The 20,153-nt window shown below is 65.5% G+C and carries 27 protein-coding genes and 1 pseudogene; 14 read left to right on the top strand and 14 right to left on the bottom strand.

The genetic code is table 11. The features are described 5' to 3' along the window. Positions 1–21: 21 nt before the first annotated feature. On the bottom strand, positions 22–477 hold the full coding sequence (locus I7X43_RS03350) for a CBS domain-containing protein (RefSeq protein ID WP_198099472.1): 456 nt from the start codon (positions 475–477) through the stop codon (positions 22–24). Positions 478–568: 91 nt separating this feature from the next. On the opposite strand from I7X43_RS03350, the pseudogene mobB reads away from it, so the two are divergent. The 4 genes and pseudogenes from mobB to I7X43_RS03370 form a co-directional block, all read left to right on the top strand. Then, positions 569–1,099, top strand: a pseudogene (gene mobB / locus I7X43_RS03355) (molybdopterin-guanine dinucleotide biosynthesis protein B); the annotation flags it as partial. Between the two features lie 351 nt (positions 1,100–1,450). Further along, a complete protein-coding gene (locus tag I7X43_RS03360) occupies positions 1,451–2,140 on the top strand; it encodes a DUF3108 domain-containing protein (RefSeq protein WP_198099474.1) in 690 nt (229 codons plus the stop codon). Between the two features lie 152 nt (positions 2,141–2,292). Next, entirely contained in the window at positions 2,293–2,568 is a 276-nt protein-coding gene (locus tag I7X43_RS03365; RefSeq protein WP_198099475.1) for a BTH_I0359 family protein, read from the top strand. Positions 2,569–2,775: 207 nt separating this feature from the next. Then, positions 2,776–3,363, top strand: coding sequence for a DUF2087 domain-containing protein (locus I7X43_RS03370; RefSeq protein ID WP_198099476.1), 588 nt, complete (start codon positions 2,776–2,778; stop codon positions 3,361–3,363). Here I7X43_RS03370 and I7X43_RS03375 read toward each other — a convergent pair. Further along, positions 3,331–4,329: an AEC family transporter gene (locus I7X43_RS03375; protein ID WP_246480101.1), complete on the bottom strand. Its 999-nt coding sequence runs from the start codon at positions 4,327–4,329 to the stop codon at positions 3,331–3,333. The two genes, I7X43_RS03370 and I7X43_RS03375, sit on opposite strands and share 33 nt — an antisense overlap. Before the next feature lies 1 nt (position 4,330). On the opposite strand from I7X43_RS03375, the gene I7X43_RS03380 reads away from it, so the two are divergent. Both I7X43_RS03380 and I7X43_RS03385 read left to right on the top strand, forming a co-directional pair. Beyond that, positions 4,331–5,311, top strand: coding sequence for a DMT family transporter (locus I7X43_RS03380; protein WP_198099789.1), 981 nt, complete (start codon positions 4,331–4,333; stop codon positions 5,309–5,311). Positions 5,312–5,369: 58 nt separating this feature from the next. Then, positions 5,370–5,588, top strand: a complete 219-nt coding sequence (locus I7X43_RS03385) for a ribbon-helix-helix domain-containing protein (RefSeq protein WP_198099477.1) — start codon at positions 5,370–5,372, stop codon at positions 5,586–5,588. A 5-nt stretch (positions 5,589–5,593) separates the two neighbouring features. Here the strand turns inward: I7X43_RS03385 and I7X43_RS03390 are convergent, their stop codons facing one another. After that, positions 5,594–6,940: an IS5 family transposase gene (locus I7X43_RS03390; protein ID WP_198099478.1), complete on the bottom strand. Its 1,347-nt coding sequence runs from the start codon at positions 6,938–6,940 to the stop codon at positions 5,594–5,596. A 174-nt stretch (positions 6,941–7,114) separates the two neighbouring features. Between I7X43_RS03390 and I7X43_RS03395 the strand changes: the two genes are divergently transcribed. Next, a complete protein-coding gene (locus I7X43_RS03395; protein ID WP_198099479.1) occupies positions 7,115–7,525 on the top strand; it encodes a putative toxin-antitoxin system toxin component, PIN family in 411 nt (136 codons plus the stop codon). A 157-nt stretch (positions 7,526–7,682) separates the two neighbouring features. Here the strand turns inward: I7X43_RS03395 and I7X43_RS03400 are convergent, their stop codons facing one another. Continuing rightward, positions 7,683–8,771 carry a hypothetical protein gene (locus tag I7X43_RS03400; protein ID WP_198099480.1) on the bottom strand — a complete coding sequence of 363 codons (1,089 nt, stop codon included), beginning with the start codon at positions 8,769–8,771 and terminating at the stop codon, positions 7,683–7,685. A 131-nt stretch (positions 8,772–8,902) separates the two neighbouring features. Further along, the gene (locus tag I7X43_RS03405) at positions 8,903–9,388 is read right to left on the bottom strand and encodes a hypothetical protein (protein WP_198099481.1); all 486 of its coding nucleotides are present in this window, start codon (positions 9,386–9,388) and stop codon (positions 8,903–8,905) included. 481 nt (positions 9,389–9,869) lie between these two features. On the opposite strand from I7X43_RS03405, the gene I7X43_RS03415 reads away from it, so the two are divergent. Continuing rightward, positions 9,870–10,151 carry a helix-turn-helix domain-containing protein gene (locus tag I7X43_RS03415; RefSeq protein WP_198099790.1) on the top strand — a complete coding sequence of 94 codons (282 nt, stop codon included), beginning with the start codon at positions 9,870–9,872 and terminating at the stop codon, positions 10,149–10,151. 80 nt (positions 10,152–10,231) lie between these two features. Here I7X43_RS03415 and I7X43_RS03420 read toward each other — a convergent pair whose 3' ends face one another. From I7X43_RS03420 to I7X43_RS03445, 6 genes are all read right to left on the bottom strand, one after another. After that, positions 10,232–10,663 (bottom strand): VOC family protein, encoded by a 432-nt coding sequence (locus I7X43_RS03420; protein ID WP_198099482.1) that lies wholly within the window; start codon positions 10,661–10,663, stop codon positions 10,232–10,234. 1 nt (position 10,664) lies between these two features. Next, on the bottom strand, positions 10,665–11,180 hold the full coding sequence (locus I7X43_RS03425) for a GNAT family N-acetyltransferase (RefSeq protein ID WP_198099483.1): 516 nt from the start codon (positions 11,178–11,180) through the stop codon (positions 10,665–10,667). Positions 11,181–11,222: 42 nt separating this feature from the next. Then, a complete protein-coding gene (locus I7X43_RS03430; protein WP_198099484.1) occupies positions 11,223–11,864 on the bottom strand; it encodes a class I SAM-dependent DNA methyltransferase in 642 nt (213 codons plus the stop codon). After that, on the bottom strand, positions 11,861–12,340 hold the full coding sequence (locus tag I7X43_RS03435; protein ID WP_198099485.1) for a GNAT family N-acetyltransferase: 480 nt from the start codon (positions 12,338–12,340) through the stop codon (positions 11,861–11,863). The genes I7X43_RS03430 and I7X43_RS03435 overlap by 4 nt, the downstream gene beginning before the upstream one ends. A 13-nt stretch (positions 12,341–12,353) precedes the next feature. Further along, positions 12,354–13,388: an asparaginase gene (locus I7X43_RS03440; protein ID WP_198099486.1), complete on the bottom strand. Its 1,035-nt coding sequence runs from the start codon at positions 13,386–13,388 to the stop codon at positions 12,354–12,356. Positions 13,389–13,495: 107 nt separating this feature from the next. After that, entirely contained in the window at positions 13,496–13,819 is a 324-nt protein-coding gene (locus tag I7X43_RS03445; RefSeq protein WP_198099487.1) for a hypothetical protein, read from the bottom strand. 205 nt (positions 13,820–14,024) lie between these two features. On the opposite strand from I7X43_RS03445, the gene I7X43_RS03450 reads away from it, so the two are divergent. Both I7X43_RS03450 and I7X43_RS03455 read left to right on the top strand, forming a co-directional pair. Further along, the gene (locus I7X43_RS03450; RefSeq protein WP_246480103.1) at positions 14,025–14,315 is read left to right on the top strand and encodes a YlcI/YnfO family protein; all 291 of its coding nucleotides are present in this window, start codon (positions 14,025–14,027) and stop codon (positions 14,313–14,315) included. Further along, positions 14,312–14,626, top strand: coding sequence for a type II toxin-antitoxin system RelE/ParE family toxin (locus tag I7X43_RS03455; RefSeq protein WP_198099488.1), 315 nt, complete (start codon positions 14,312–14,314; stop codon positions 14,624–14,626). The genes I7X43_RS03450 and I7X43_RS03455 overlap by 4 nt, the downstream gene beginning before the upstream one ends. Before the next feature lie 223 nt (positions 14,627–14,849). Here I7X43_RS03455 and I7X43_RS03465 read toward each other — a convergent pair whose 3' ends face one another. From I7X43_RS03465 to I7X43_RS03475, 3 genes are read right to left on the bottom strand one after another with little or no spacing between them, the layout of a single operon-like run. Beyond that, positions 14,850–15,164 (bottom strand): CcdB family protein, encoded by a 315-nt coding sequence (locus tag I7X43_RS03465; RefSeq protein WP_198099489.1) that lies wholly within the window; start codon positions 15,162–15,164, stop codon positions 14,850–14,852. A 7-nt stretch (positions 15,165–15,171) separates the two neighbouring features. Further along, on the bottom strand, positions 15,172–15,468 hold the full coding sequence (locus tag I7X43_RS03470) for a type II toxin-antitoxin system prevent-host-death family antitoxin (protein WP_246480105.1): 297 nt from the start codon (positions 15,466–15,468) through the stop codon (positions 15,172–15,174). 31 nt (positions 15,469–15,499) lie between these two features. Then, positions 15,500–16,198 carry an aspartate/glutamate racemase family protein gene (locus I7X43_RS03475; RefSeq protein ID WP_198099490.1) on the bottom strand — a complete coding sequence of 233 codons (699 nt, stop codon included), beginning with the start codon at positions 16,196–16,198 and terminating at the stop codon, positions 15,500–15,502. Between the two features lie 112 nt (positions 16,199–16,310). Here I7X43_RS03475 and I7X43_RS03480 point away from each other — a divergent pair, with 112 nt between their 5' ends. The 4 genes from I7X43_RS03480 to I7X43_RS03495 all read left to right on the top strand — a co-directional run bounded on the left by I7X43_RS03480 (position 16,311) and on the right by I7X43_RS03495 (position 20,122). Then, positions 16,311–16,571, top strand: a complete 261-nt coding sequence (locus I7X43_RS03480) for a DUF3297 family protein (RefSeq protein ID WP_198099491.1) — start codon at positions 16,311–16,313, stop codon at positions 16,569–16,571. Positions 16,572–16,576: 5 nt separating this feature from the next. Continuing rightward, entirely contained in the window at positions 16,577–16,954 is a 378-nt protein-coding gene (locus tag I7X43_RS03485) for a cupin domain-containing protein (RefSeq protein WP_198099492.1), read from the top strand. 102 nt (positions 16,955–17,056) lie between these two features. After that, positions 17,057–17,695 carry a methylamine utilization protein gene (locus I7X43_RS03490; RefSeq protein WP_198099493.1) on the top strand — a complete coding sequence of 213 codons (639 nt, stop codon included), beginning with the start codon at positions 17,057–17,059 and terminating at the stop codon, positions 17,693–17,695. A gap of 3 nt (positions 17,696–17,698) precedes the next feature. Then, on the top strand, positions 17,699–20,122 hold the full coding sequence (locus I7X43_RS03495; RefSeq protein WP_198099494.1) for a putative bifunctional diguanylate cyclase/phosphodiesterase: 2,424 nt from the start codon (positions 17,699–17,701) through the stop codon (positions 20,120–20,122). Positions 20,123–20,153 lie beyond the last annotated feature (31 nt).

Here is a 20,153-nt window from a genome sequence, read left to right on the forward strand (position 1 = left end):
CCGCTTGGCGCCGCAGGGCGGTCATTGCCTCAGCGCGCGTTCGCGGTCGCGGGACTCGCGCAACGCCAGCGCCAGCTGCGTGAGCTCGCTGGCCAGGCCTTCGATCACATCCTCCAGGCTGACCACGCCCACCACGCGGCCGGCGTCGTCCTCCACCAGCACGCGGCGCAGCTTGTGGGCCCGCATGGCGGCAATCGCATCCAGCAAACCGCAGGCCTGCGGCAGCGACACCACCTCGGTGGACATCAGGTCGCCCACGGTCATGACCTTGGGGTCCAACTCCTCCGCGAGCACGGCCAGCACCAAGTCCCGGTCGGTCAGCACCCCCAGCGCGCGGCCATCCGGCGATGCGGGGTCCACCACCACCAGGGAGCCCACATGCTGCTGACGCATCAACTGCGCCGCCTGGCTGGCCGAGGTTTCGGGAACGGCACTCATCACAATGCCGCTGCTGAGGTCTTTAAGGGTTCGAGACATGGCTGCTCCTGCGCATCATTCTGGGCACAACGCCCATTGCCGCGCAAACCCGACCCGGGCGCTTTGACCCAGGTCAGAGCCTGACAATGGGCACATGAAAGTGTTTGGCATCGCCGGTCATTCCGGCATGGGCAAGACCACCTTGCTCGAACATTTGGTGGCGGAGTTGGGGCAACGCGGCCTCAAAGTTTCCCTCATCAAGCACAGCCACAAGGACATTGAGATCGATCGCCCGGGAAAGGACAGCTTCCGCCTGCGCGAGGCCGGTTGTCAAGAAGTGCTGCTCTTGGGCGCCTCTCGCTGGGCTTTGATGCACGAGCTGCGCGGCAACGCCGAGCCGTCACTGGACTATCTACTCAGTCGCATCCAAGCCTGCGATCTGGTGTTGGTCGAAGGGTTCAAGAGTGGCGACTTTCCCAAGCTGGAGGTCTGGCGGGCGGAAGTTGGCAAGCCACTGCTGTGGCCCGAGTGGCCCGGAATTACCGCGGTGGCCAGCGATGGCCCACCGCCAGTCAACGCTCCCATCCCCTGGCTGCCACTTGAGGATCTGGGACGGCTGGCGGATTGGGTGCTGCAAGAGGCGGTGTCGCTGGACGATCGCAGACCTCAAACCGCTGTTTGAACCGGGCGGCGCAGCAGGATGGGCAAAGTTGCAGCCATGACAGGCGCCGCTTGTTACAGCCCCTCCCCAACGGCCCGCCACTGGCGAAGCGTCGGTTGGGCCGTGGCCGTGAGCAGTGTGCTGCACGCCCTGTGGCTGTGGCCCCGCAGCATCTCCGTGCCCGCGTCGGCGCCTCAGCGCCCCCGCGCAGTGGAGGTCCGCCTACAGGCTCACGCAGCGCCCGCGCCCCGTGGGGTCCGCGCGCCTGAGCCCAACCCCACATGGCCCGTGCCGCCGCGCCACGCCGCCCCACCCATAGACGCCCAACAGGCAGTCGCGGACACGCCCCCTCCAGGCCCCATTGACCCGTCTGTGAGCCCTGCCGCAGCGGTCGAGCCCCCGGAGGAGCGAACGGGCCGGGGGCTCAAGGCCCTCCCCCCCACCGCCTGGGAGGCCCGTTACACCCTGACGATGGCCGGCGAAGAAGGAGTGGCCATCTTGCACTGGCGCCCCGAGGGCGACCGCTACACCCTGAGCTTGGAGCGCAGCCTGGCCAGCCGGGCCCTGCCCACCTGGCACAGCGAAGGGCAGCTGAGTGCCGAGGGCTTGCAGCCTTTGCACTTCCGCGCGCAGCGCGGCCCGCGCCCACGCGAGCGAATGACCTTCCTGCCCGAGGAAGGACAAGCCCACTTCAGTGCGCTGAATGCCACCCAGCCCGTCGCCGCGCTGACCCAAGACCGATTGAGCTGGCTGGTGCAACTGGTGGCCTTGACCCAGGCAGCGGCGCCGGAAACCACGGAGTTGCCCGTCACCCGGGTGGGCTGGCGCGGCAACACCCAGCAGTTGGTCTTTCGGCGCCAGCCGCCCCAAGCGGAAGATCCGCCAGGGACGGTGCTGTGGCGGGGAGAACTGCGAGAGGGGGGCGGGTTTGAGATCGAGGCGTGGCTGGACCCGCAACGTGGCCACTGGCCGCGCCGGCTGCGTCAACGCTTCGAGGGCGAACCCCGCAGTGAGTGGGTGTTGCAAGCGGGCCCCGCGGATCTGGATCCCAGGGCCCCTTGACCCAAAACGTGACAAAAGGCCAACGGCGCTCGATAAAGGGCTCAAGCCGCGCCCCACACGGCCGATCCCCATGTCATCATGAGCTCGCCTTCTAGGGTCAATCGCCCTTGAAGAACGGGGAAGCCCCCCCAATTCGGACTGTGGAGGAACGTATGCACCTGCTCTATCAATCCGACAGCTACATCGTCGTGCAGTTCGATGTACCCGTGGCTTCGACGACCGGCGCTGAAGAGCTCAGCCTGTCGCGCGGCGGTTTTGAAATCGTCGACAAGTTCGCGCGCAAGGAAATTTTTATCGAAGGCGCGCTGGCCCAGCAGTTTCAAGAAGGTGTCGAGGCCTTGTCGGAGGGCGAGCCCACCGAAGAGGATTACGACGACTTCATCGAACGTTTCGCCAATTTGTCGCAGACGCCGGTGATGATGCACTGAGGTCCAAGGGCCCGCGCTGCGGGCCCTGCGTATGATGGACGCCCGGGTCGGCAGTTCACCCAGGCGTTGCCGTGTGGCTCGTCCACAAGCTAAACCTGCCCCGTTTTTTGGATCCCTGCTGGTTCATGTCCCTGCATGTGCCCGCTGGAAGTCGGCAACCCCCAGCCCCCGTTTGCCCGGGGTGTGGCGTGTGCGTTGGAGACGCCCATGAGCCGAAGCTTGCCTCTTTCTTTTGTGGTGGCCGATGCCCACCAGTTCGCCCGCACCTTGGGCAAAGCCCTGCGGGAGCGGCCCGAGCCGCCCTCCCACGTTGAACTCTTGAACCTGTTGGCGCGCGCCCAGGGTTTGCGCAATTGGCAAGCCTTGCAGGCGGCGCACGCCCCGCTGCCCGACGCCCCGCTCGCCACCGAGGACGCGCCCCTGCCCCTGCCGCTGAGCGACACCGCGCGCAAGGCGCTGATGCAGTTCGACAGCCGCGGCCGCTTGCTGCGCTGGCCGACCAAGTTCAGCGTCCAGGTCTTGGTCATGTGGCTGCTGTGGCAGCACTTTGAATCGCAGCGCGTCTACAGCGAGCGCGAGGTGAACGAGCAACTCAACCGCCTGCACGTGTTTGGGGACCCGGCCACGCTGCGTCGCGAGCTCATCAACCACAAGCTGATGGAGCGCACGCCCGACTGCCGCGAGTACCGCAAACGCACGCCCCGGCCGCCGGACGAGGTGCGGGCTCTGCTGCGCGCCTGGCGGTTGCAGCGGCGCGCCGCATCAAGCCCCGAGGCCCAGGCCCCAAGCCCATAAGGGCAGCGTCAGCGGTGCCAGCGCGGTGCTGAGCAAGATGGCGCGGGACACCAGGTGCGTGTCCGCGCCGCGCACCTCGGCCAAGAGTGCCACGTTGGCGGCGCAGGGCAGGGCGGCCACCAGCACCAGCACGGTGAGCGGGCTCGGCCCGCCCACGGCACTGGCCCAGGCCCAGGCCACAGCCCCCACCCAGACCGGGTGCAGCACCAATTTGAGCGCCGCCAAGCGCAAGGGCAGCGCGCCCACGATGGCGCCTTCCTCCTGGTGCACCCGCCACAGCATCAAGCCCAGGGCAAACAGCGCCGTGGGCGAGGCGGCTTGGCCCAGCAAGTTCACGCTGGATTCCAGCACCCCCGGCAGCGGCGCACCGCCGCTGGCCCAACCCCACAGCCAGCCCGCCGCCACCGCCCAGGGCAGCGGGTTGGTCAGGCTGCCGCGCATCGCCTGCCGCCACGAGCCCGAGCCCGCCAGCGCCAGACACAAGGTGCTGGTCAGGCACAGGTCGATCACGATGGTGGCCGCCACCGGTGCGGCGGCGTCCGGGCCCAGCAGGGAGCTGATGAGCGGCACGCCCATGAAGCCGGTGTTGGGAAAGCTGGTGACCAGCGCCGCAAAGCCCGCATCACGGCGGTCGCGCCCGGCGCGGCGCGCCAGCCACCAGGTCAGGGCCACCAGCCCGGCTGCGCACAGGGCGTAGACCGTGGCCACGCCCCCGGTGCCGCCCTGGACGGCCAGGCGACGCCCGAGCTGGAACAGCAGCGCCGGCAGCGCGAAGAACAGCACCCAGCGGTTCAAACCCGGCAGCGCATCCAGCGGCACCCAGCGCCCACGGCCCGCCGCATAGCCGCAGGCCACCAATAGGAAGAAGGGCAGGCACACGGCCAACACGTTCAGCATGGCGGCGTTGTACACCGACCCCTTGACGCCACCCTGACCCTCGCCCTTCGCATGCCATGATGGACGCATGTTGTGGTCCGGCACCCTGTTTGCATTGGCCGCCGGGCTGATGTGGGGCCTGGTGTTCGTCGCCCCCTTGATGCTCCCCGAGTACCCAGCCAGCTGGCTGACGCTCGGCCGGTATCTGGCCTTTGGGTTGATTTGCCTGCCGCTGGCCTGGGTGGACCGCCGGGCGCTGCGCCAGCTCCAGGCCGCCGATTGGCGCATGGCCGTGCGCCTCTCGTTGGTCGGCAACTTTCTCTACTACCTTGCCTTGGCTGCTGCGATTCAACGCGCGGGCAACCCCCTGGTGAGCGCCCTCATCGGCACCCTGCCAGTGGTCATCGCCGTGGTGTCCAACCGGCGCAATGCCCTGCGCGATGGGCACCTGCCTTGGCGCCGCCTGGCCCCATCCTTGGTGGCCATCGCCGCAGGGCTGGCCTGCATCAACCAGACCGAATGGCAAACCCACGCGCAGACCGACGCCAGCCGTTACGGCAGCGGCGCCCTGCTGGCCCTCGTGGCCTTGGCGGCCTGGACCTGGTACCCCATCCGCAACGCCGACTGGCTGCGCGAGCACCCCGACCGCAGCCCGCGCGCCTGGGCCACGGCGCAAGGTTTGGTGTCCCTGCCCCTTGCCCTGCTCGGCATGGCCGCGCTGGCGGCGGGCGCGGCCCTGGGTTGGGCCCCGGTCGCGTCACCGTTTGACAGCCCCCTCGGGCCCAACCCCGCTGGCTTTGTGGGCCTGATGCTGCTCATTGGCCTCGCCGCCAGTTGGGGCGGCACGCTGTGCTGGAACGAGGCCTCCCAGCGCCTGCCCACCGCGTTGGCTGGGCAGCTGATCGTCTTTGAAACCCTCTCCGCCCTGGCCTACGGCTACCTCTGGCGCGGCCAGTGGCCCAGCGCGCTTGCCGCCACCGGCATCGCCCTGCTGATCGGCGGGGTGATTTGGGCGCTGCGGGTCAAACCGGTACCGGCGGACGACAGGGTCTATTCACAGGTTCATTCCTGAGGGCGCGATTTATGTGTATAAACACCTATACACACAAACATCGTGGTGTGAGGATCACATGAGTACCGTGCGCTGGAACATCGCTGTATCGTCGGAAGTGGATCAATCCGTCCGCATGTTCATCACCGCCCAAGGCGGTGGGCGCAAGGGCGACCTGTCCCGTTTTATCGAGGAGGCGGTGCGCGCCTACCTCTTTGAACGCGCAGTTGAGCAAGCCAAAGCCTCAGCGGCGGATCTGGACGAAGCCGAGCTCAACGACCTAATTGGTCGGCCCTGAACAACTCAGTTCGCGCCCATCGGAACGGATGCATGGCGCGTTGAGCGCCAGCTGAGCAGCAACTCGGCCAGTAGCACCTGCCTGAACAGGGCGAGCAAAAGCACCCGCAGGTGCGCCAGGATCAACCGCAGGTTGTGCCCGGCACCGCACAACAGCGCGTGCATCGCGTCGCCCAGGCTGCCCTTGAGCCAGTTCCGGTGCAGCAACCCGTCGTTCTTCATGTGCCCGATGGTCGGTTCGATGGCGTTTCGCCTTTTGAGCAACCGCTTGAGCTTGTCCGGCAGCTTGCGCGTGTGCGCCAGCAGGAGGCGGCAGCCCGGGATCTGTGCGCCCTTGTAGCCGCGGTCGGCCAGCACGATCTTGGGTCGCTCGCCCGTGAGGATCTCCACCTGCTCGATCTGCTCGGCCGCCGTGTGCCCGTCGTACGGGTTGCCGGGCATCGAGCGCATGCCCACCACCACGCCTTCTCTTGCCGTCACCGCCAGGCTGACTTTGACGCCGAACTCGTACGGCGTTCTGGCCTTGCCCTTGGCGATGCACTCGACCTCAGGGGCATGCAGCGCGTAGAGCTTGTTCTTGCTGTCGCGGCGTTGGGCGTGCAGGCGCTGCGCCGTGGCCAGCTTGGCCTGGAGCGCAGTGCTCATCTCCCCGCCCTTCCTTTGCACGTCGCGGATGACGCGCCCCAGCAGCGTGCGCAGCTTCTTGACCTGGCCGCGCATGCGGCGGAACCGTTTGGCATGCGCATAGCGCCCGGCCTGCAACTCAGCCGCCTTGCCCACGCGGGTGTAGCTCTGGCGCAGCGGCAATCCGTCGGCCTGGGCCGCCCGCACGAGTTGTTCGCGGGCGCGATTGAGCAAACGGCTGTCGGTGGGGTGGGCGATGGCCTTGTCTTGTACGGTGGTGTCGATAACGACGGTGGCCAAGCTGTTGCGCCGGAGCACGCCAGCCTTGCCTGCCGCGGCGATGCTTTGCGCCAGCAGCCACTCGCAACCCTCCTCGCCGATGCGCACGCGCCAGCGCGTCAGGCTGGAGGCATCGCAGGGCAGTTCGTGCTGGAAGTAGCGCTCCCCGCTGAAGTGCTGCCAGTAGGGGTTCTCGCACCAGCGCTCGACCAGGCCCTCGTCGCTGATCGCGTAGACGTGCTTGAGGTACAGCAGCGCGGCCATCAGCCGCGTGGGCAGCGCGGGTCGACCGGTGGTGCCGGCGAACTGCGGGCCCCACTGAGTCTCGAAGGCGTGCCAGTCGATCAAGCCACCCAAGCGCACGAGCTCGTGACGTTGATCGATGAGATTGACCAATTCCAGCCGGAACAGGTCGTGATCGTTGGCGTTGGCAGCTGGCTTGGCGCGCATCAAGTCCCCGGCCGGAATTGCAAGAAATCAAAGGGCATTGGATTGATTTCTTGCAAACCACGCCATCGGCATTAGCCCGTCCAGTGGCTCCTCGCTCCTATGAAAACAACGCGGCCGGCGGGTTGTTCAGGGCCGACTAATTGACGAGGCGGTGCAGTGGGCGCGTGAGCACTGATGCGTGTCGTGCTCGACACCAACGTGCTTCTTGCGGCGTTGATTTCGCCACACAGCCCGCCCGACACCCTCTACCGGGCGTGGATGGCCGGCCGCTTTGAGTTGGTGACCGGTGCCGCACAACTCGACGAATTGCGCCGAGTGAGCCGGTACCCAAAAATCAAAGCCGTCCTCCCCGCCCACCGCATCGGCACCATGATCAACAACCTGCAGCGGGCCATCGTGCTGAACACCTTGCCCCCACTCCCGCATGGAATGGAGATCGCGGATCCCAACGATGCCTTTCTTGTGGCCTTGGCGATCGCCAGCGAGGCCGATTACCTCATCACGGGCGACCGCCGCGCTGGACTGCTACAGCTTGGCCACATCGGCCGCACACGGATCGTCACACCGGCGGGGTTTTGCGGGTGATCGGGAAAGGGGGACAGCTAAAGATCTGACCACCAATGCTCCGTGGTGCGATGGTGAACTCGGGGCGGGTTTGGCCGCGCCCGCGGGCCTTAAACCAAGGGGCCTCCGCGAAAACCGCGGGCAGTCCAGATCGACGTGTTGTTCAGGGCCGAATAGTTCAAGTATGGACCCCGGAGCCACCACCATGTAACGCGACCACTGGATCAGCCTGGGGGGCAGTTGCGTGATCCCAGTCACCAGCCGTCATGGCTTCGCATCTGGGGCATTTTATTTCGCCCACCCACATTTTGTCGATTGATTTATCCCCTGTGCTCCCAAGGTGAAGATACATGCCTCGTTTTTTGTAAAATCTCTTAGCTGATTCCGCTATAAATTCTGCCAAGAAAAAGGCATAAAGGCCCAAAATGATTATTAACTTAAAAGCTTTATAAAAAATTGAATCGCCGTCGCCTGGAATGCCGATAAAAAGAAGTACCGGAATAAAAAAGACACCAGACAGGAAATGCAAAAACCACGGTCTCTTTGCCCCAGCACTCAAACCAACCTTCCCCTCATATCCGCACGCATCACATTTTGCGACCCATGCTGAAACCATTGGAAATTTGGCAAGCTGCTGCGCAATCAATTGTCTTTGCCTTTCAAGTTGCTCTTTCTTTGCCAGCTGCTCTTTTTTATAAATCTCATTTTCCTGAATTCGCTCCAGCTCTCTTTCTTTGGCTTTAGCAGCCTCCCTTGACTTCCGCTCTTCAATGAGCATTAAAATCGGCTCTACATATTTATCAACAACTTTAATTAGACCGCTAATAGTCGGCAGCATGTCTGGAAATTCGAGGGCCATTTCCGCGAGCTTGTGCTTTGTGCGCTCAAGGATGGAAAGCTTTTCTTCGTTGCTTCGTTCTTCCGATTTAACAAATTCCTCGAATGACCTACAAACCTCTTGCTGTGCATCATCTGTCGGCTCCATCACTGCAGCAAGCAACTTAACCATTAACAATCTAATTGTATCATTGTCCCTTCGCTCATTTTTTTGAAGGAACTCAGTGCGTCGCTGTTCCGCCAGCTCACGTTGAACCGCGAATTTCCTCTCAGTATCCTCTACAAATTTATCAGCTTTATCTCGCATTCCCTGCAAATACATCGCCTCCTGATCTGCGCTGTTCGTTGCGCGAATAACTTCAAGGTCACTAACATTCTTTCCTGCCGCTCGATCTGCCAGCAGTGCATTTAAACGTCCCTTGGCGCTCACTTTTAACCCCTGATGTAGTGTTGCGAATTTTCGACCACCACCAAATGATGGTGTGCTGTTGGAAATTTAGAGCCCCATGCCGTTACTACTACGACCGCTCGGCACTCGAGCTAGGGCAATTCGAGCCCTTCTCAAACCTCAGCGGCAAGCGTTTGGATCAGATCGGTGTCCCGGACCCAGCGCGCCATCGGGCGCAAAGCCTGTAGCCGGCCTTGCGCAGCCTGGCCTGTCCTTAGGGTGATCCAGCCGGCAGCCTGGGTAAAGCGAGCGGAATAAGTAACCACCCAGCATTCAACTTTCTGGCGCTTGTGCTGTTCTTGGAGCGTTTTGAACTTGGCGATGTCACCGACCAGGCTATCCCGCGGCACATTGGCCCCCTCGACCTCAAAAGCGCGCACCACCTGCCTCTCGGCATTGCGCCAGACCCAGTCCACTTTGCGGCTGTGCCCGTCAACTAGGAGTGGGTATTCGGCAATCACCTCCATCACCCCAGCAGGGCCGGTGCCACCGATCACCTCCAGCCCACGTGTAGAGCCGGCGCGGCGGATCACCTCGTTGACTTCGGCCAGACTAAGGCCGGGTTGGCCGTGGCGACTGGGGAACAGGTCTTGGAACATGGCGGCTTCACTCCCAAATGTTTTGGTTGTCCGGCAAGTTACCCCGTTGCTCTGAAGCCCGCGCCTGCACGTTTACCCTAGTTGTTTGGTAAAAACGACTGACGCGCATCAACCGCCCCAGGGAGACGGTGAAGGACCTCCTTCCAATGAAGGAACAAGTAGTCGCAGCAAGTACGCAGCGCTGGGCTCCCAGAAACCCTCTCGGCCTACGGCTACCTCTGGCGCGGCCAGTGGCCCAGCACGCTTGCCACTACCGGCATCGCCCTGCTCATCGGCGGGGTGATTTGGGCGCTGCGGGTGCGGCCGGTGGTGGCGGAAAATACAAAAATTTGTATCATTGGCCATGGTTGAACCGAAACCCGTCGCCTTTTGCGGCAGTTCATTGGAAGACCTGCGCGCATTTCCACTTGCCGCCCGGCGGGAGGCCGGCCACCAGATCGACCAAGTGCAGAACGGCCAGGCACCAGACGACTGGAAGCCCATGAGCGAGAACCGATTTGCCAGCGTCTGGGACGCCATTGAGGACACCCCGGAAGAAGCGGAAAACATGAAACTGCGGTCCCTGCTGATGACCGCGTTGAAGAACCACCTGACTCACGCCGAAATGAGCCAAGCCCAAGCCGCCAAACTTTTCGGGGTAACGCAGCCGCGTGTCTCCGACTTGATGCGCGGCAAGATCAACCTATTCGGCCTGGACGCCTTGGTAAACATGGCAACCGCGGCCGGGTTGCGGATCGAATTGCGCGTGCTGCAGCCCGCCTGAACCCTCAGCGGCGAGCTGCCCTGGCTAACGGCACCCTGTCGACGTCTTCCGGCCCTGCGTTCAAGCCAGTGAGCAGCGGCTCAACCAGGCGCGTGAGCAGGTCGTTCGGATGGATTGAGGGACGGGCTAGCCACCGGGTCAAAAATCAGCTCCACCCCATTGCCACAGGGGTCGCTGAAAAAGAGCTGCCCCTGGCCCGTGCCGGGCACCTCGGCGGCCCGAAAGGCCACGCCGTGCGCACGCAAGCGGGCCTCGGTCGCGGCCCGCTCCGTCGCCCGGAACGACACATGGTTGAAATGCGTACCGGCCGACGAGGCGGGGTGCTCGTCGGGCCCCGCTTCGCTCAGGTGCAGCACGTCTTGCCCACCGGCATACAGCCAATAGCCAAAGCTGCGAAACGCTGGGCGCGGGCCCAGGGTGAGGCCCACGACCTCACAGTAGAAATCCCGCAGGGCATCCAAGTCCGGGCGGGAGGCGCGCAGGTTGAGGTGGGCGAAGCTCAGAACCGTCATATCAAAGCGCCCGCGCAAAGCAGTTGAACGGCACGCCGGGGAAGTGCGCGAACCCGACTTGCTTCTCGACCGCAAACCCCAGCTTTTGCAGCACCCGGCTGGAGGCCGGGTTGTCCGGGTGCACCAAGCCAATCAAGCGCTTCAGGCCCAGCGTTTGGCGGGCGAAGTCCAGCGACGCCTGCCCCGCCTCGGTGGCCAGGCCCTTGCCCCAATGCACGGGCCAAAAGCGGTAGCCCAGTTCCGTTTCGTTCAATTCGGGCAGAAATTTGAGCCCACTGAAGCCAATCACCTCGCCGGTGGCCTTCCACACACAGGCAAAGCGCCCGTAGCCCACGTGCTCGTAGTCATGGAAGGGCCCCTTGTCCATCGCCTCGCGCGCCGCCGCCTCGGTGGTGATGGGGTGCGGCTGGGCATAGCGAATCATGTCCGGGTCGGAATTCATGCGGATGAAGGCCTGCAGGTCGTCCGGGGTGAAGGCGCGCAAGATCAGGCGCTCGGTTTCGATGACGGTGTTCATGGTGGCAGTGTCGGCTTAAGCAGGCGTCCGAACCGGCAGGCATCAAACCCGGCGGGCGTGCAGCACGACGTCCGTGCTCACCACGCTGGCGTTGGCTGGGCTGGGCAGCAGGGCGCTGTGCTCCAACACAAAGCCTGCGGCCCGCACCCGGGCCTCGATGTCGGGCCGTTCGCGGTAGAAACTGTGCACGCGGTCCCCATTGGCCGTGGTTTGCACGCCGCTCTGGGCGGGGTCACCGGCCACGGTGGTCAACAGCAGCGGGGCCCCAGGCCGCAGCACGCGGTGCAGTTCCGCCAACGCGGTGGCGGCATCGCGGTCGTCCAGGTAGCTCAGCCCAAAGCAAAAGGCGGCGCCATCAAGGTTCAGCGGCACGCGGTGCAGGTCGCGCAGGTCGGCTTCGATGCGCTGCGCGCCGGGCACCCGGCGCTGCACCTCCACCAGCATTTGCGGCGAGCGGTCCACGCACACGAGGTGCACCTCCGGGCGTACTCGGCGCACATAGCCCGCCACGGCGCCCGGCCCACACGCAAGGTCCAGCACGGTGCAGGGGCCCGGCGGCAGGCTCGCCACAAAGTGGGCGTAGTGCGCGTCGTAGTCCGTCAGGCCGAAGTACTTCTCGGCGTAGCGAGCGGCGTGGCGGTCAAAGGTGGCCACGGATTCGGCGCTGTAGTCGGCGGCGCTCACCGATCGCGCTCCAGGCTCTTCTCGTAAATGCGGATCGGAGCGCCTTGGTGCTCGGCCTCGGCCAGCAGCGACCACCCGCCGCGCACAAACAGTCGATCGGCTGTGGCCGTGGCGGTGTAGAGCGCCGCAAAGCCCAGGCGGCACGCGTCCGCCTCCAGCTGGGCAATCAAAAACGCCCCCACGCCCTGCCCGCGCCAAACCGGTTGCACGACCAGCGCCCCCAGCCACGGGCCCAGATGGGGATGGGTGGCGAAGGGTTCCGCCTTCAGGGCGCCAAAGCCACACGGCACGCCCCGCACCGACGCCACCCGCGCCAACGGCACGCGGTCCGCGTGCTGGGCATACCCGCGAACATCGGCCGCCACATCCCCAGGCCCTCCGGGGCCGTAGTAGGCGGGCCACTCGGCAGTCAGCCAGTGGCAGACGGTGGGGATGAGGGCGGGATCGGCGTGCAGGAGGTGGGCTTCGACGCGCATCACGGCCCGGCCATCACCCCGGCACAAAGTCCGTCGCCGCCAACTGCCCCACCTCGCGCCCGTTCCAATTCTTCAGCGTCACGCTCGCCAGGCCGTCCAAGAAGGCATGGTCGGCGTCATCGAGGGGCAGCAGGGCGCGGGCCACAGCGGCCATGGCCACTTCCACGGCGCGGGCGGTGTTGCCGTCGTCCATCTTGATGGCCACGCCCAGGCCCAGCTCGGGCAGGGCGGCGCAGTAAACCCCCTCGGCCCCGACCTTGCAGAACAGGCGCTCGCCCAGCCGCTCCATCACGCGGGTGTCAAACCGGCCCGTGCCGGCGACGTGGAAGGGCGCCGCCGCCACGGCTTGCCTCAGACGCTGGGCGGCGCGGGCGTGCTCTGGGCTCAGCCCCTGCCCGGTGCCGAAGCGGGCGAAGGCCTGAGCCAGCGCACGCAGCGGGATGCCGAAGGTGGGGATGGAGCAACCATCGGTGCCCCGCGGGGCGTCAGCCAAGCGAGTTCCGGTGGCAGTCTCCAGCGCGGCGGTGATCTCGCGCATCACCGGATGCTCGGGCTCGATGTAGCCGCGCAAGAACCCCGCGGCCTCCTGCCCCTGCACGCGGGCCATCCAGGCGCCCAGGCAGCAAAAGCCGGCGTGTTTGCCCGAACAGTTGTTGTGCAGCGCATTGGGCGACTGCCCGCTGGCCGCCAAGGCGCGCGTGGCCGTGTCCAGCGAAGGCCAGTGCGTGCCGCACTCCAGCGCGTCAGGCGTGAGGCCCGCCTTGGCCAGCATGGCGGCACTGGTGGCGACGTGCAACGGCTCCCCGCTGTGCGAGGCACAGGCCTGGGCCAGCTCGGCGTCGGTCAGGCCCCAGCGCTCTGCCGCGCCGCTGGACACCAAGGGCAGGGCCTGCAAAGCCTTGACGGCCGAACGCGGGAAGATGGGCCGGTCCACATCGCCCAGGCTGAGCCGCACCGCCCCCCGGGCATCAACCACGGCCACTGCACCGCGGTGGAAGGATTCAACGGCGCCGCCGCGCCAGGCTTGCACGAGGATGGGGTTGTTCATGCGCTGATTTTCATCGCGGCGCAAGTTGTTGGGGACTTCCGACTTTTCTTCGTTCAACTCTGAACCGCTGGGGCCTGGGCGCTAGCGGCTTGAATGAATTGTTGGCCTCATGCCCCACCGTTGCGGACAGTAGGGCCCATGAAACCCGGATCAGCCATGCACTTCTCGATGCTCGGGCCGCCGTTCAAAACGTTTAGCCCGCAGATCTTGCGCTTGTAGTGCTGCTTGGCGGTGCAACTGCTGCGGAACGATACCTTCTCCTCGCGCTCCAGGCATGGTTGAGCGGCAATGATGTCATCCGTCCCAACCTTCCACATGCAGAAGTCAGCCCGCCAGTGCTCCATCTTTCCTCCCACCGGACAAGCGGGAGTGCCGTGCGCCCCGGTGGCCGAGGCGATCAGGAGAAATGCGCTTGCGACGAGCTTAGCCATGAGACCCAACCAATGAAAGGACTTCCTTGTGCCGAACTGCCTGCGGTGCGCAGCAAACGGCAACAAGTACCACGATGGGGTTGCGAATTCTCATCGACTCACTCTGAATGGGGAGGTCCATGGCCATTGTCTGCGTCGGGATCGCTCGGACGAGGGCCGCTAACCTGGTGCGGCCTTCGTCACTGCCCTTGTTGATGTAGTGCACATGCACTACATTCGTGCCATGAAGACGGCTGTCATCCCCCAAGTCCGCGTTGAGCCCGAGCTGCGGGCGGATCTCGACTCGGTGCTGCTCCCCGGTGAGACGCTGACCGAGTTCGTCGAAGCCTCGGTGCGGCGCGCGGTCGAGTTTCGGCGTGTGCAAACGGACTTCGCGGAACGCTGCGACGCTTCATTGGCCACCTACGAGCGAACCGGCGTTTCCGTTCCGGCCGAGCAGGTCTTGTCGAAGCTGGAGGCCAAGATTGCAGCACGGGTGAAACAGCTGAGCGAATGACGTTCAGGGTCGAGTTCACCCCAGAGGCGGAAGCCGACCTGGATCGCCTCTTCGACTTCCTGCTCGAGCGGGCCGAGACCGTGGAGGACGCGATGCGTGCCTACGAAGCGCTCGAGGTTTTACGCACCGTCGCCACCAGCCACCTGTCAACCACGCCCTACAGCTACCGCCGGGTGGGCCACCGCCCAACGCTGCGCGAGCTCATCGTGCCCTTTGGTTCGACGGGGTACGTGCTGCGCTTTGATATTCGCTCGCCCGAGCGGGTCCTGGTCGTTGGCGTGCGCCATCAGCGAGAGGAAGACTTCCACTGAGGGCTCTCCGCCGCGCCGCTGGCCACCAGGGGCAAGGCCTGCAAAGCCTTGACCGCCATGCGCCGGAAGATGGGCCGATCCCCGTCCCCCAGGCTGAGCCGCTCGGCCCCCGGGCGTCGACCACAGCCACAGCGTCGCGGTGAAACCGCCAGGACTCAACGGCGCCGCCACGCCGCGCCATCAACCAGGATGGGATTGCTCACGGGGGGATTGAGATGGCCCCCTAGATACCGGACAACACCGCGTCCAAGGCCGACACGAGTGCACTGGCTTGCGCGGTGACGTTGCTCACTGCGCCCTTTAATGACTTGGCGGGCAGCGGTGCGGCGTAGTGCGCCAGCGCGTGCAAGCGCTGGCCCTTGACCGTGATCACCGGGCAGAGCGCGCTGGGCACCTTGGTTGCCAGATCCAATGCTGCGAGCGGAATGGTCAACCGGGTGGGCAATGCATCCAATAGGTCGCTTTGGATCACGACCACGTAAGGAATGCCGTCGGCCCCGCTGCGGCTGGGATTGATGAAAACGTCGTACTGAGCCAAGCGCTGCTCACCAAGGGCGCAAGTCGGCGCCGGGGATGTCCTGCGTCTCAAAACGCCGGTTCTGCGCGGCGATCCAATCGCGATATTCCACTTCGAACGCTTTTTTGCGAGCCGCCAGGCCGGCCTTGTCGTGTGCGGCGCTGAGCTTTTCGTACTGCTCCACCGACAGGATGACGGTGTCGACCTGCCCCGCCTTTTCCACGAATACAGGCTCGCGCTTGGCCTGCGCGCAGAGGCTGCCGAAACGGTTCTTGGCTTCGGTTGCGGTTACACGCATGCGGGCCTCCAAAGATCGAATGGCCATTTTAGCCATCGTGATCTGGGGCCGCAGGGCCTCACTCCAACGCCCGCGTCAGCGCCGCCCGCGCCAGCAAGCGCGTCGAGTCCAGCGTGGGCAGGGGGCTGTTGCCCTCGTTCAGCACCAGGGGCAGTTCGGTGCAGCCCAGCACGACGGCATCGCAGCGCTGCTCGTCCTTCAAGCGCTGGATGACGGCCTGGCAGCAGGCCAGAGCCTCGTCAGTGAAGCGGCCACTGACCATGTCGTCCAGGATGTGGCGCGACACGGCCTCTCGGTCGGCCTCGGGTGGGCGCACACAGTGGATGCCGCGCACGGCCATCGCCTGGGGGTAGACCTCGCTCTCCACCAGCCAGCGGGTGCCAAGCAGCCCCACCCGCTTGAGCCCCCGTTGGTGCGCGGCCTTGGTCACGGCATCGGCAATCGAGATCCAAGGCAGGGGGGACTTGGGCTGCACCCAGGGCAGGGCCTGGTGCAAGGTGTTGTCCGGGCAAATCAAAAAGCCCGCGCCGGCCTTGGCCAGCTTGCGCGCGGAGTCGAGCATCAGCGCCGCGACCTCGGGCCAGTCCCCGGCGTCCAGCGCCGCCAAGTAGCGGTGCAACGAGTGGCCGTGCATCACCACCTCGGGGTGGGCGTGGGCGCCCATGCGCTCGGCGGCCTCCAGGCATAGCGTGCGGTAGCAGAGGGCTGCCCCTTCCGAGGAGCAGGCCACGATCCCAATGGCTTTGAGTGCGTGCATGGCGCGGGCAGGGCAGCGGGGATCTTTCAATCATCCGCCAAGGCCGCGCACCTGAACACGGGAAAATGCCGACCTTTGTTTTGTCCCCACAACCCTCATCCCCCCGGCCACCATGAGCGACACGCCCGCGACCCCCGTCAACCGCCCCGACCTGCCCGACCGCCTCAGCGTGGACCCGCGCAGCCCTTTTCACGTGGCCGCCGTTTTTGAGTTTGAAGTGGGGATCCGCTTCAACGGCAAAGAGCGTCAGGACGTCGAAGAGTATTGCGTCAGTGAAGGGTGGATCCGCGTGCCCGTGGGCCGCAAGGTCGACCGTCGCGGTCAGCCGCTGACGATCAAGCTCAAGGGCACGGTCGAGGCCTTCTACCGCTGAGCCCCATGGCCCCGGCCATTCAGCGCCTCGGTCATACCGAGGGCCAAACCCCCTCGCTCGATCAGCCGCGCGTCGACCGGCGAGTGCAAGGTGCGCCCTGGCGCCAGACCTGGACGCAGCACGAAGCCGGCCCCGTGAGCGCCGGCATCTGGGCCTGCGAGGTGGGGCGGTGGCGCATTGCCTTCCCCGCCACCAAGCAAGAGTACTTTTTTGTACTCGAAGGCCAGGTGCGGCTGCACGGGCCAGCCGGCGCGGTGACGGACGTGGGCCCGGGTGAGGCCGCCGTCATTCCCCCGGGGTTTGAGGGCGAGTTTGAGGTGCTGAGCCCCGTGCGCAAGCACTTTGTGGTGGTGGACCTGGCCGCCCCGGGTCCCCGTGCTTGACCCGCTGACCTGGGGGGGTTTGGCGTTTCCCAGCACACGCCTGGGGCCCGGATCGCGCTAGATTGGACGCCCCGCCGCTGTTCGCGCCCCCGATCGCCCCCCATGACGCCGCCAACCGGCTCTGCCGCAGCCCTGCCCCGTCTCCCCAATCGCTGGCGCCCGTTCGCCCTGGGGATGATCGGGTGGGGGGTGGCGGCCGCCAGCTCAGCCACCGATTGGCAGTTGGAGCTGCGAGACGCAGACGGCGCCCCAGCGGCGGATGCCGTGGTGGCCATCGAAGTGCGCGGGCTGCCCAAAGTGGCGCGCAATGCACGGGCGGAGATGGTTCAGAAGGACCGGCAATTTCTGCCACGGGTGCTGGTGGTGCAAACCGGCACCGCGGTGTCGTTTCCGAACTTGGACACTGTGCGACATCACGTGTACTCGTTTTCGCCCATCAAGCCTTTTGACCTGAAGCTCTACCACGGCACGCCGGCCGAGCCAGTGCGTTTTGATCGCGCCGGGGTGGCCGTGCTGGGTTGCAACATTCATGACCGCATGGCCGCCCACATCGTGGTGGTAGACACCCCGGTGTTCGGGCAAACGGACGCCCAAGGCCGCGTCACACTGGAACTGCCCCCGGGGGAGCACACGGTGCGCGTGTGGCGCAGCGCCTGGGATCAGCGCTGGTGGAGCCACGCCCTCGTGGTGCGGGCCGACGCCCCCCCCAACCTGCGCCTGCAACTGCCCGCACGGCCCTGATTCATGCCCCTCGCTTTGCCTGCCTTTTTGAACCCGCGCCGCATCGAAGGCCGGATCGTGCTGCTGTTCCTGGCCCTGCTGATGGCCGTGCAATTGGCCAGTTTTTCAATGATCCGCCAGAGCATCGAAGCCCGGGCGGAACAAGCCATTGAGGCCCGGCTGGGCACTGCGGGTCGGATGCTGCAGCGGCTGTTGATGCAGCAAAGCATTCATGAGCAAAGCGCAGCCGAGTTGCTGGCCGCGGACTACGGCTTTCGCTCCACCCTCGCCACCGGACTGCACGAACAGGTGGACCGCGAGACCCTGACCTCCGCCCTGACCAACAACGGGGAACGGGTGGGTGCGGCCTGGGCGGCCTTCACCGACACGGAGCAAGCCCTGGTGGCCAGCACCCGTGCCGACGCTGCGCCCGTGCTGGCCTTGGTGGACCTGCAAACCGACCCGGAGTGGCCGGCCCTGGTGCCCCTGGGCCCCCAGGTGTTGAAGCTCACCCGCGTCCCCGTCAACGCCCCCACACGAATGGGTCATGTGCTGATGGGGTTTGCGCTGGACAACGAGCCGCTGTCGGACCTCAAGCGGTTGACCAATGTGGACGCGATGTTCGTGCTTCGGCAGGGCGCTTCCCCCTGGAAAGAATTGGTGTCCTTGCTGGAGGATGAGGACCGTCAGCGCATGGGCACCGCCCTGGCCGACCTCCAAGGCGGGCGCGTCGCTCGCCGCACGTGGGGCGATCAGCAGTGGCGTGCGCAGTTGATTGCCCTGCCCCTGCGCCATGTGGGGCCCGGCGACGCGCCCGTACTGGCCGCCACGCTGTGGGCCTCGTTCGACGAAGAAGTCGCTCCCTATCGACAGCTCCAATGGGTGCTGCTGGGCTTGACGCTGGCCGGAGTTGCCGCCTTTGCCTTGGGCAGCGTCTTCACCGCACGTCGCATCAGCACGCCCATTCAAGACCTGGCAGTGGCCGCGGAGCGGCTGGGGCGCGGCGACTATTCAACCCCCGTGTCGATGAACGCCAAATCACTGGGCGAAGTGCGCGACCTGGCGCAGGCGTTTGAGTCCATGCGCGTGGGCATCCAGGCGCGAGAAGCCGAGGTGCACCGCCTCGCCTACTGGGACCCGTTGACCGGCTTGCCCAATCGCGAGCAGTTCTCTCAGCGGCTGCAAGCCGCCTTGACCTCGTCGGGAGGCGGGGCCCTCGGCGCCACGGGGGCCTTGCTGATGCTGGACATGGACCGTTTCAAAACGGTCAATGACGTGCTGGGGCACGCTTTTGGCGACCGCATGCTCTGCGGCATCGCCGAACGCTTGAAGGCGCTGAACTGGGGGGAGGGGGCCGTGCAGGCGCGGCTCAGCGGCGACGAATTCGCCCTGTGGTTGCCGGGGCTGGATGCCGAGCAGGCCTTGGCCAAGGCGCAGCAGCTCTTGAAAGACTTTGAGACCCCGCTCACGCTGGATGACCAAACCGTGGACTTGGGGGCCGGTGTGGGTCTGGCGCTGGCACCCGAACACGGTCCCGACGCCAACACCTTGATGGCCAACGCCGAACTGGCCATGTATGCCGCCAAGCGCCGGCAAAACGGCTGTGTGGTGTACGACACCTCGTTGGACGCGGGCAGCCAGGATTCGTTGTCCTTGCTCAGCGAGTTGCGCCACGCCGTCGAACACAACGAGCTGCGCCTCTTCCTGCAGCCCAAGGTGGATTTCCGCACCGGTCAGGTGAAGGCCGCCGAAGCCCTGGTGCGCTGGCAGCACCCGACGCGCGGCCTCGTGCCCCCGATGCAGTTCATTCCGTTCGCTGAGCAAACGGGCTTCATCCGCAGCCTGACGACCTGGGTCATGGCGGCCTCGGCCCAGGCGGCGGCCCAAGCGCAGTTGGCGGGCCTGCCGCTGCGCATCAGTGTCAACCTGTCCACCCGGGATCTGCTGGATCACGAGCTGCCGCACAAGATCATGGCGCAGTTGGCAGAGGTGCACGCCAGCACCGAACACCTGTGTCTGGAAATTACCGAAAGCGCCATCATGGACGACCCGCAACGGGCGCAGCTGACGCTGGATGCCCTGTCGTCGCAGGGCTTCAAACTGTCCATCGACGATTTCGGAACCGGTTATTCCTCGCTGGCCTATCTGAAACGCTTGCCGGTGGATGAGCTCAAAATCGACCGCAGCTTTGTGATGGCCATGGAGACCGACGCCGACGACGCCAAGATCGTGCACTCGACCATCGAATTGGCCCACAACCTGGGGCTGAGCGTGGTGGCCGAGGGGGTGGAAACCGCCCGAGCTTGGGAATTGCTGCGCGACCTGGGCTGTGACGAGGGCCAAGGCTATTTCATCGGCAAACCCATGCCGCAGGAGCAGTTCCTGCAGTGGCTGCGCGACTGGAAAGCCCCGGTGGCCCCGTTGCCGGCTGGGCCGGGTCGCCCCTAACGCCAGCGGGCCCCGAACCCATGAGCACCAC

Source organism: Inhella gelatinilytica, assembly GCF_016093295.1.
Classification (GTDB): domain Bacteria; phylum Pseudomonadota; class Gammaproteobacteria; order Burkholderiales; family Burkholderiaceae_C; genus Inhella; species Inhella gelatinilytica.